Origin of the sequence: Mycobacterium sp. (assembly GCF_044342925.1) — a bacterium.
Classification (GTDB): domain Bacteria; phylum Actinomycetota; class Actinomycetes; order Mycobacteriales; family Mycobacteriaceae; genus Mycobacterium.
Map to the genome: position 1 here is coordinate 1 of NZ_JBIIOV010000122.1, position 9,795 is coordinate 9,795.

General features: G+C 67.9%; 9 protein-coding genes. 8 read left to right on the top strand and 1 reads right to left on the bottom strand.

Going from position 1 to position 9,795, the window contains the following annotated elements; all coding sequences use genetic code 11:
* Positions 1–135: 135 nt before the first annotated feature.
* Positions 136–2,682 (bottom strand): ATP-dependent chaperone ClpB, encoded by a 2,547-nt coding sequence (gene clpB, locus ADBZ6I_RS12825; protein ID WP_526384403.1) that lies wholly within the window; start codon positions 2,680–2,682, stop codon positions 136–138.
* A 170-nt stretch (positions 2,683–2,852) separates the two neighbouring features.
* Here clpB and ADBZ6I_RS12830 point away from each other — a divergent pair, with 170 nt between their 5' ends.
* From ADBZ6I_RS12830 to ADBZ6I_RS12865, 8 genes are all read left to right on the top strand, one after another.
* Positions 2,853–3,155: a hypothetical protein gene (locus ADBZ6I_RS12830; protein ID WP_526384405.1), complete on the top strand. Its 303-nt coding sequence runs from the start codon at positions 2,853–2,855 to the stop codon at positions 3,153–3,155.
* 47 nt (positions 3,156–3,202) lie between these two features.
* Complete coding sequence (locus ADBZ6I_RS12835; protein WP_526384407.1) at positions 3,203–3,874, top strand: GAP family protein; 672 nt, start codon at positions 3,203–3,205, stop codon at positions 3,872–3,874.
* A gap of 40 nt (positions 3,875–3,914) precedes the next feature.
* Positions 3,915–5,081: an FAD-binding oxidoreductase gene (locus ADBZ6I_RS12840; protein WP_526384409.1), complete on the top strand. Its 1,167-nt coding sequence runs from the start codon at positions 3,915–3,917 to the stop codon at positions 5,079–5,081.
* 84 nt (positions 5,082–5,165) lie between these two features.
* Positions 5,166–5,420, top strand: coding sequence for a hypothetical protein (locus ADBZ6I_RS12845; protein WP_526384411.1), 255 nt, complete (start codon positions 5,166–5,168; stop codon positions 5,418–5,420).
* 7 nt (positions 5,421–5,427) lie between these two features.
* Positions 5,428–7,260, top strand: coding sequence for an acetate--CoA ligase (gene acsA / locus ADBZ6I_RS12850; protein WP_526384413.1), 1,833 nt, complete (start codon positions 5,428–5,430; stop codon positions 7,258–7,260).
* Complete coding sequence (gene pdhA, locus ADBZ6I_RS12855) at positions 7,253–8,248, top strand: pyruvate dehydrogenase (acetyl-transferring) E1 component subunit alpha (protein ID WP_526384415.1); 996 nt, start codon at positions 7,253–7,255, stop codon at positions 8,246–8,248. Before acsA ends, pdhA begins: the two co-directional genes overlap by 8 nt.
* Positions 8,245–9,279: an alpha-ketoacid dehydrogenase subunit beta gene (locus tag ADBZ6I_RS12860; protein WP_526384417.1), complete on the top strand. Its 1,035-nt coding sequence runs from the start codon at positions 8,245–8,247 to the stop codon at positions 9,277–9,279. The genes pdhA and ADBZ6I_RS12860 overlap by 4 nt, the downstream gene beginning before the upstream one ends.
* On the top strand, positions 9,276–9,795 hold a 520-nt coding region (locus ADBZ6I_RS12865; RefSeq protein WP_526384419.1), incomplete at its 3' end, for a lipoyl domain-containing protein. The genes ADBZ6I_RS12860 and ADBZ6I_RS12865, both read left to right, overlap by 4 nt.

Sequence of the window (9,795 nt, forward strand, 5' to 3'; positions counted from 1 at the left end):
CAAGCGCTCATCCCAGTCCGATGGTCTTCGCGCAAGCGCTCATCCCAGTCCGATGGTCTTCGCGCAAGCGCTCATCCCAGTCCGATGGTCTTCGCGCAAGCGCTCATCCCAGTCCGATGGTCTTCGCGCAAGCGCTCATCCCAGAATCAGGCGGTCGCCGTCCGGGCTGACGTTGACCTGCACCACGTCGCCGTCGTGGATCTCCCCGGCCAGCAGCAGCTTGGCGAGCTGATCGCCGATGGCCTGCTGCACCAGCCGGCGCAGCGGCCGCGCCCCGTAGACCGGGTCGAACCCGCGATCTGCCAGCCATTCCTTGGCCGGCAGCGACACCTGCAGTTCCAGGCGCCGCTGGGCCAGCCGCTTCTGCAGCTGGGACAGCTGAATGTCGACGATCTGGACCAGTTCCTCGGCCGACAGCGCGTCGAAGATCAGCACGTCGTCGAGGCGGTTGATGAACTCGGGCTTGAACGCCGCGCGCACCGCCGCCATCACCCGCTCGGCGTCACCGCCGGACCCCAGGTTCGAGGTCAGGATGAGGATGGTGTTGCGGAAATCCACCGTGCGGCCCTGGCCGTCGGTCAACCGGCCCTCGTCGAGCACTTGCAGCAGCACGTCGAACACGTCCGGGTGCGCCTTCTCGACCTCGTCGAACAGCACCACCGTGTAGGGCCGTCGGCGTACCGCCTCGGTCAGCTGCCCGCCCTGGTCGTAGCCGATGTAGCCGGGAGGGGCACCGACCAGCCTCGCGACCGAATGCTTCTCGCCGTACTCGCTCATGTCGATGCGGACCATGGCCCGTTCGTCGTCGAACAGGAAGTCCGCCAGCGCCTTGGCCAGCTCGGTCTTGCCGACGCCGGTGGGGCCGAGGAACAGGAACGAGCCGGTGGGCCGGTTGGGGTCGGCGACCCCGGCCCGGGTGCGGCGAACCGCATCCGAGACGGCCTGCACGGCCTTGCGCTGCCCGATGACCCGCCTGCCCAGCTCGTCCTCCATGCGCAGCAGCTTGGCGGTCTCGCCCTCCAACAGGCGACCGGCCGGGATGCCGGTCCACGCCGCCACCACGTCGGCGATATCGTCCGGGCCGACCTCCTCCTTGAGCATGACGCTGTCGCGGGCTTGGGCCTGCGGCAGCGCGGCGTCGAGCTTCTTCTCCAGTTCCGGGACCCGGCCGTAACGCAACTCGGCGGCCTTGGCCAGATCTCCGTCGCGCTCCGCCCGGTCGGACTCGCCGCGCAGCGTCTCCAACTGCTCCTTGAGCTCGCGGACGATGTCGATGGCATTCTTCTCGTTCTGCCAGCGGGTCGTCAGCTCGGCCAGTTTCTCTTTCTGGTCGGCCAGCTCGGCGCGCAGCTTCTCCAGCCTGGCGGCGGACGCCTCATCTGATTCCTTCTCCAGCGCCATCTCCTCGATCTCGAGGCGACGGACCAGTCGCTCGACCTCGTCGACCTCGACGGGCCGGGAGTCGATCTCCATCCGCAGCCGGGAGGCGGACTCATCGACCAGGTCGATGGCCTTGTCCGGCAGGAATCGGCTGGTGATGTAGCGGTCGGACAGCGTGGCAGCGGCCACCAACGCGGAATCGGTAATCCGGACGCCATGGTGCACCTCGTAGCGGTCCTTGAGGCCGCGCAGGATGCCGACAGTGTCCTCCACCGACGGCTCGCCGACGAAGACCTGCTGGAAGCGCCGCTCCAGGGCGGCATCCTTCTCGATGTACTTGCGGTACTCGTCGAGGGTCGTCGCGCCGACCATCCGCAGCTCGCCGCGGGCGAGCATCGGCTTGATCATGTTGCCGGCGTCCATCGCGCCCTCGCCGGTCGCGCCGGCGCCCACGATGGTGTGCAGCTCATCGATGAAGGTGATGATCTGCCCGGCGGATTCCTTGATCTCGTCGAGGACAGCCTTGAGTCGTTCCTCGAACTCGCCGCGGTACTTCGCACCGGCGACCATGGATCCCAGATCCAGCGAGACGACGGTCTTATCGCGGAGGCTTTCGGGCACGTCGCCGTCGATGATGCGCTGGGCCAGGCCCTCGACGATCGCGGTCTTGCCGACGCCGGGCTCACCGATGAGCACCGGGTTGTTCTTGGTCCGCCGGCTCAGCACCTGAATGACACGGCGAATCTCGTTGTCGCGCCCCACAACCGGATCGAGCTTGCCCTCCCGAGCGCGGGCGGTCAGGTCGGTGGAGTACTTCTCCAACGCCTGGTACTTGGCCTCGGGGTCGGCGCTGGTGACTCGGGCGCTGCCGCGGACCTTGACGAAGGCCTCACGCAGCGCCAGCGGGGAGGCGCCGGCTCCTGTCAGCAGCTTGGCGACATCGGAGTCGCCGGTGGCCAGCCCCACCATCAGGTGCTCGGTGGAGACGAACTCGTCGTTCATCTCGGTGGCCAGTTGCTGAGCGGCGTTGATCGCCGCCAGCGACTCCCGCGACAGCTGCGGCTGCGACGTCGCGCCACTGCTCGACGGCAGCCGGTCGACGAGACGCTGCGCCTCGGAACGGATGGTCGCAGGGTTGACACCGACCGCCTCGAGTAGCGGCGCGGCGATGCCGTCGGTCTGCGTCAGCAGGGCCAACAGCAGATGGGCGGGCCGGATCTCCGGGTTGCCGGCCGCACTGGCGGCCTGCAACGCGGCGGTCAGCGCCGCCTGGGTCTTCGTGGTCGGGTTGAACGAGTCCACGACACCTCCATTTCTCCTGATAGAAGCTTGTCGAGGTATACAACACAAGCAGTCTTGAGTCTGTTCCGCTCAACTCTAGATAGTTAACCGCACCTTCCGATAGAGACTTGCGACCCCATTCGCGACACGGTTCGAGTACAGCGCAACTTATTCGAACATATGATCGAGCAATGGGCGAGCTGGCGTCGATCGGCTACAACGGCCAGCCGGTGCGGCCGCCGTTCCGTCCGGTCCGCCCGCCGCTGGCCGTGCTCGTCGACCTCACCGTGCTGTTCCCCAGGCCCCCGCACCGGACGGGACGCTACAACCCGCACGGGCTGCAGATGGACAAGGTCGTCGCCGGCAGCCTGACATGCTGGGGCCTCTGCGAGCAGGGCGAGTGGTGGGGGCTGGTCACCTATGAGATCAGCTACGGCACCCAGCGCCGGGCGGTCACGCATTGGGCGCCCGCCTGGACGCTGCGGCGCGCATGACTACCTAAACCGCACGACGGCGACAACTGTTCGACTACGGTCCCCCAGTGAGCTCCGTTTCTTCCGACCTCAACGAACTCATCCCGCTGGCGATGGTCATCGCGATCTCGCCGCTGTCGGTCATCCCCGGGATTCTGGTGCTCGGCACTCCGCGGCCGAAGCCGACCAGCCTGGCTTTCCTGGTCGGGTGGATGCTGGGCATTTTTGTGGTGACCGGCGCCTTCGTCGGGGGCACCGACATCTCCAACGACGGCCTGGACACCAAGCCCAGCTGGGGTCCCTACGTGCGCATCGCCATCGGTGTCGCGCTGATCGGCTTCGCCCTCTATCGCTGGTTCGGCCGGACCGACAGCGCGGCGCACAACCCGAAATGGATGACGCTGATGACCTCGATCAGCCCGGCTCGGGCGTTCGTCACCGCGCTCATGCTGACGGTGGTGAACGTCAAGGTCTTCGTGATGTGCGCGGCCGCGGGCGCCGCGATCGGCACCGCGGCGCTCGGCCGTGCCGGCGCCTGGCAGGCGACCATCCTGTTCACCATGCTCGCGGCATCGACGGTGGCCCTGCCGGTGCTGGCCTACCAATTCGCCGGCGCTCGCCTGGATGCGCCGCTGGCCAAGGTCAAGCACTGGATGGAGCGCAACCACACCGCGCTGGTGGTCGGCATCCTGCTGGTGATCGGCGCGGGCCTGGTGTACAAGGGAATTCACGCGCTCTAGAGCCTCTGCAGCGCTGTCAGAGCGCCTAGACTCACACACCGTGGGGCTGGACGACCGCGAGTCACTACGGGCGCTGCAGTCCGCCCTCGATGACCCGGACCGCTCGGCGGCTCTGATGCGACGGTTCTACGCCTCGTGGTTCTACCTCGACGACTCGGTGCGCGAACTGTTCGCCCCCGACATGGCACGTCAGCAGACGTCGTTCAGTCAGGCGTTGCGCTGGCTGGTCACCGAGTTCCTTGCCCAGCGAGCCGAGGAACCGGTGGCGTTTTTAGCCCAACTGGGCCGCGACCATCGCAAGTACGGCGTCACCGAAGCCCACTACCACCGTGCCTGCCAGGCACTGTTCCTGGCGCTGCGCACCGAACTCGGCGACTGCTGGAGTCCGGCGGTGGACGACACCGTCACCGAGGCGCTGACTCTCATCGCAGGGGCGATGTCGGGCGCCGCGGAGGCCGACCCGCTGCCGCCGTGGTGGGACGGCACCGTCGTCGATCACCGGCGGGTCTCCCGCGACATCGCCGTCATCCGCCTGCAACTCGACCAGCCGATGCCCTATCACCCGGGCCAGTACGTCAGCGTGCAGATGCCGCAGCACCCCAACCGGTGGCGCTACCTGTCCGCCGCCGTTCCGCCGGATCTGCAGGGGTTCATCGAGTTCCACGTCCGCACGGTTCCCGGTGGCCTCGTCAGCGGCAGCATCGTCGCCGAGACCGCCCCCGGGGACCGGTGGCGGTTATCCAACCCGCACGGCGGTATGACCGTCGACCGCGACGCCGGCGACGTGCTGATGATCGCCGGTTCGACTGGGCTGGCGCCGTTGCGCGCGCTGATCATGGACCTCACCCGGTTCGGCGAGAACCCCCGGGTGCACCTGTTCTTCGGCGGCCGCTATCCGTGCGAGCTCTACGACCTGCCGGCGCTGTGGGAACTCGCCAGCTGCAACCCGTGGCTGTCGGTGTCACCGGTCGCGGAGTTCTACAACAACCCGCCGTGGGCGGCGGACTACCCGGACCCCGAACCGCCCCGCGGGCTGCACGTCCGCCAGACCGGCCGGCTACCGGAGGTGGTCGCCGGTTACGGCGGCTGGAGTGATCGACAGATTCTGATCTGCGGCCGGCCGGATATGGTGTTGGCCACTCGGGCGGCGCTGATCGCCCACGGCGCCGATCCCGGACGCATCCAGCATGATCCTCTCGTCGACTAGACGATTCGTAGGACTTTCGGCCCTTCCCTGACGTCGTGCCGTCGGGTGAACATCACTGGGGTGAATCCAGGGGGGGAATCGGTGATGGGCATAAGCGATCGGGCCGGGGATCGGGCCGACGAGATTGACGGCATCGCATGGAAGTTTCTGTGCTCACCGTTCACCCGGCGCGATTATCTGGACTGGCCACTGGAACGACGCATCGACGGTTTCCTGCGGCAGTTGAAACGCCCGGACCTCATCAACGATGGCGGTGCCTACGGCGCGCTGATCGAGCGGGTGATGGCGAACTTCCCGCGCGCCCGTCGCAGCGGTGTCCTCGCCCCTCCACACCGGTAGTCCGGTCGTGGACGACGATGCCATCATCAGTAAGGGTCGGGCCGATCTGCGGGTCACGCCCAATTTCGACGACTATGACGCCACCCGGGCCTCGTTCACCTGGTCGCGCATCCCCGATCTGTGCGCCGGGATGCCCGCCGCCGGCCCGGGCTCAGGCTGCAATATTGCCTACGCCGCGGTCGACCGGCACGCCGACGGCCCAGACGCCGAGCGGACGGCGTTGCGGTTCGTCGCCGATACTCAGCCCGGCGACCGCACAGGCCTGACCACCCACGACATCAGCTACGCCGAACTGGGCCGGCTCACTCGCCGATTCACCAATGTGTTGCGAGGTTTGGGAATCGGCAAGGGCGACAAGGTCTTCGTCATCATGGGCCGGGTGCCAGAGCTGTACATCAGCATGCTGGGCGCATTGCGCAACGGCAGTGTGGTGTCGCCGCTGTTCTCCGCGTTCGGGCCGGAACCGATCACCACCCGCGTCACCATCGGCGCGGCGGACGTCCTGGTGACCACCGCGGCGATCTACAAGCGCAAGATCGCCAAGATCCGCGGGGAGCTGCCGTCGGTCAAGCATGTGCTGGTGGTCGGCGACCTCAGTGACGACGAGCTTCCGGGCACCCACAACTTCGCCGCGCTGATGGAGCGAGCTAGCGACGAGGCACCCATCGAGCCCACCGGACCCGACGACCCGTCGCTGCTGCACTTCACCAGCGGCACCACCGGCACTCCGAAAGGCGCCGTGCACGTGCACGGCGCAGTCGCGATGCACTACATCACCGGGCTCTACGCCCTTGACCTTCATCCCGACGACATCTATTGGTGCACAGCCGATCCCGGCTGGGTGACCGGAACGTCCTACGGGATCATCTCCCCACTGCTGCACGGGGTCACCTCGATCGTCGACGAGGCGGAGTTCGACGCCGAAAGGTGGTACCGGATCCTGCAGGACGAGGCCGTCACCGTCTGGTACACCGCACCCACGGCGATCCGGATGCTGATCAAGGCCGGCCCGGAGTTGCCGGCGAAGTACACGTTCCCGCGTCTGCGGTTCATCGCCAGCGTCGGCGAACCGCTCAACGCCGAAGCGGTCTGGTGGGGAAAGCGGGTGCTGGGCTTGCCCATCCACGACAACTGGTGGCAGACCGAGACCGGGGGCATCATGGTCGCCAACACCCCGGCCTTCGCCATCAAGCCGGGGTCGATGGGCCGGCCGTTGCCGGGCGTCGACGTTGTCGTCGTCGACCACGACGATACGGAAGAGGCCACCGGCGCCGTCACGATCATCGACCAGCCGGACGTCGAGGGCGAACTGGCGCTGCGAGTGGGGTGGCCGTCGATGTTCCGCGGCTACCTGAACCAGGACGAGCGTTACCGCAAGTGCTTTCGCCCCGATCCGGCTGGGGACCTCTACCTGACCGGGGATCTGGTCAAGCGCGACGGCGACGGTTACCTGTGGTTCATCGGCCGCGCCGACGACGTCATCAAGGCCTCCGGCCACCTGATCGGGCCGTTCGAGGTGGAGAACGTGCTGACCGACCACCCGGCAGTCGCCGAAGCCGCCGTGATCGGAAAGCCAGACCCCACCTACGGGGCTGTCGTGAAGGCCTTCGTCACGCTGAAGTCCGGCTACACCGCCGACGACGAGTTGCGCCGCGACCTGATGGGCCACGCCCGCAAGCGGCTCGGTGCCGCGGTGGCGCCCAAGGAGATCGACTTCGTCGACGCACTCCCACACACCCGCAGCGGCAAGATCATGCGCCGGCTGTTGCGGGCCCGCGAGCTGGGACTGCCCGAGGGTGACACTTCCACAGTCGAGACGCCGGGGGTGAAGGGTGACTGAACCGAACCTCGATCCCGGTCTCGCGCGAGCGTTGTTGACCGACATGATCCGGGTCCGTCGCATGGAGGAGAAGTGCGCGGAGCTCTACAGCGCAGCCAAGATTCGCGGTTTCCTGCACCTCTACGTCGGGGAGGAGGCGGTGGCAGCGGGGTCCTTACGGGCGCTGGGTCCCGAGGACGCTGTGGTGGCCACCTACCGGGAGCACGCACACGCTCTGCTGCGCGGAATCCCGATGGCCGCGATCATGGCGGAGATGTTCGGGAAGCAGGAGGGCTGCTCGGGCGGGCGCGGCGGTTCGATGCACCTGTTCGACGCCGGCCGGCGGTTCTACGGCGGCAACGCGATCGTGGGCGGCGGGCTGCCGCTGGCCGCCGGGCTGGCGTTCGCCGACGCTCAATTGAAGCGCAACCGCGTCACCGCCTGCTATTTCGGCGAGGGCGCCACCGCCGAGGGCGCCTTCCACGAGTCGATGAACATGGCTGAGCTGTGGCAGCTTCCGGTGTTGTTCTGCTGCGAGAACAATGGCTACGCCATGGGCACGGCCATCGACCGGGAACTCTCACAGGTGGATCTGGTCGCCAAAGCGCAGTCGTACCGGGTGCCCGCCGCTTCGGTCGACGGCATGGACGTGCTGGCCTCCCATGAGACCACCCGGCGGGCTCTCGATCACATCCGCGCGGAAGGCGGCCCGTACTTCGTGGAGTTCCGCACCTACCGGTTCCGGGCGCACTCGATGTTCGACCCGGAGTTGTACCGGGACAAGGCCGAAGTGGCCAAGTGGCGCGAAGAACGCGATCCCATCAAGCTTTTCACCGACTCCTGTCTGACTCAGGGGCTGCTGGGCGCCGACGACATCGAAGCGATCGAGCAGGAGGTGGCCCGCGAGATCGCCGACGCGGTGGCCTACGCCGAAGCGGGCACGCTGGAGAGCATCGACACCCTGACCCGCCACGTCACCACACCGACTGCCCCGCAGGCACTTTCGTGAAGGCCACCTTCCGCGGCGCCGTCCACGACGCGATCGCCGACGCCATGCGCAAGGACGCCAACGTCGTCCTGCTCGGTGAAGATGTCGGCCGCTACGGCGGCACCTACGCCGTGTCCAAGGGCCTGCTGGAGCAGTTCGGCCCGGAACGCATTCGGGACACCCCGCTGTCGGAGCTGGGGTTCGTCGGCATCGGGATCGGCGGCGCGCTGGGCGGCCTGCGCCCCATCGTCGAAGTGATGACGGTGAACTTCAGCCTGCTGGCACTGGACCAGATCGTCAATACCGCTGCGGCACTGCGACATATGTCCGGCGGGCAGTTCTCGGTGCCGCTGGTGATCCGGATGGCCACCGGCGCCGGCCGGCAACTGGCTGCGCAACATTCGCACAGCCTGGAGAACTGGTACGCCCACATCCCGGGCATCGTGGTGCTCGCGCCGGCCACCGTCGCCGACGCGTACGGCATGCTGCGCACCGCGCTCACCCATCCCGACCCGGTGATCATCGTCGAGCACGTGGCGCTGTACAACACCACCGCCGATGTCGAGGCCCTGGTACCCACCGACATCAGCCGGGCGGCCGTACGCCGGGCAGGTACCGATGTCACGGTGATCGCCTACGGCGGCTGCGTTCCCAAGGCGCTGGACGCCGCAGAGCAGCTCGCCAAGGATGGAATCGACTGCGAGGTCATCGATCTGCGCGTGCTGCGCCCCCTCGATGACGCCACCATGATGGAGTCGGTCCGCAAGACGCACCGCGTCGTGGTGGTCGACGAGGCGTGGCACACCGGCAGCCTGGCCGGGGAGATCAGCGCGCGCATCGTCGAGCAGGCGTTCTGGGAACTCGACGCGCCCATCGCACGGGTGTGCACCGTCGAGGTGCCGATCCCCTACGCCAAACACCTGGAGCAGGCGGCCCTGCCGCAGCCGGAGAAGATCGTCGCCGCGGTGCGCGGGCTGTTCGGGGACCGGGTGGAGACTCGGCGGGCAGGAGCGGAGCGACCCGGGGTTGAAACCGGGCGGGCCCAGCAGTGATCGAGTTTCAGATGCCGGCTCTGGGCGCCGACATGGACGAGGGCCGCCTGGACGAATGGCGAATCAAGCCGGGCGACACGGTGACCCGCGGACAGGTGGTCGCGGTGGTCGAAACCACCAAGGCCGCGGTGGAAATCGAATGCTGGCACGACGGCATTGTCGGGAAGCTGCTGGTGCCGGTCGGCGAAACGGTGGCCGTCGGAACTCCGCTGGCCACTCTTCGGGAACCCGGCGACGAGCCCGGGGCGGCACCGGTCGCCGAACCCGTTGCCGTACCAGCGATGACATCCGCACCCGAAGCCGCACCGGTCGGGCACCGGCAGTGGGTGTCCCCCGTCGCCCGGCGCACTGCCGCCGCGCTGGGCGTCGACCTCAAGGGGCTTACCGGCGCGGGCCCACAGGGTGCGATCACGTTGCACGACGTCGAACATGCCGCCGCGAGCGCCCACCAGGAGGCTCCCGCGCCGCCGCCGGCGCCGATCCAACCCCGACCGTCCGGCGACGCGCCGCGGTCGG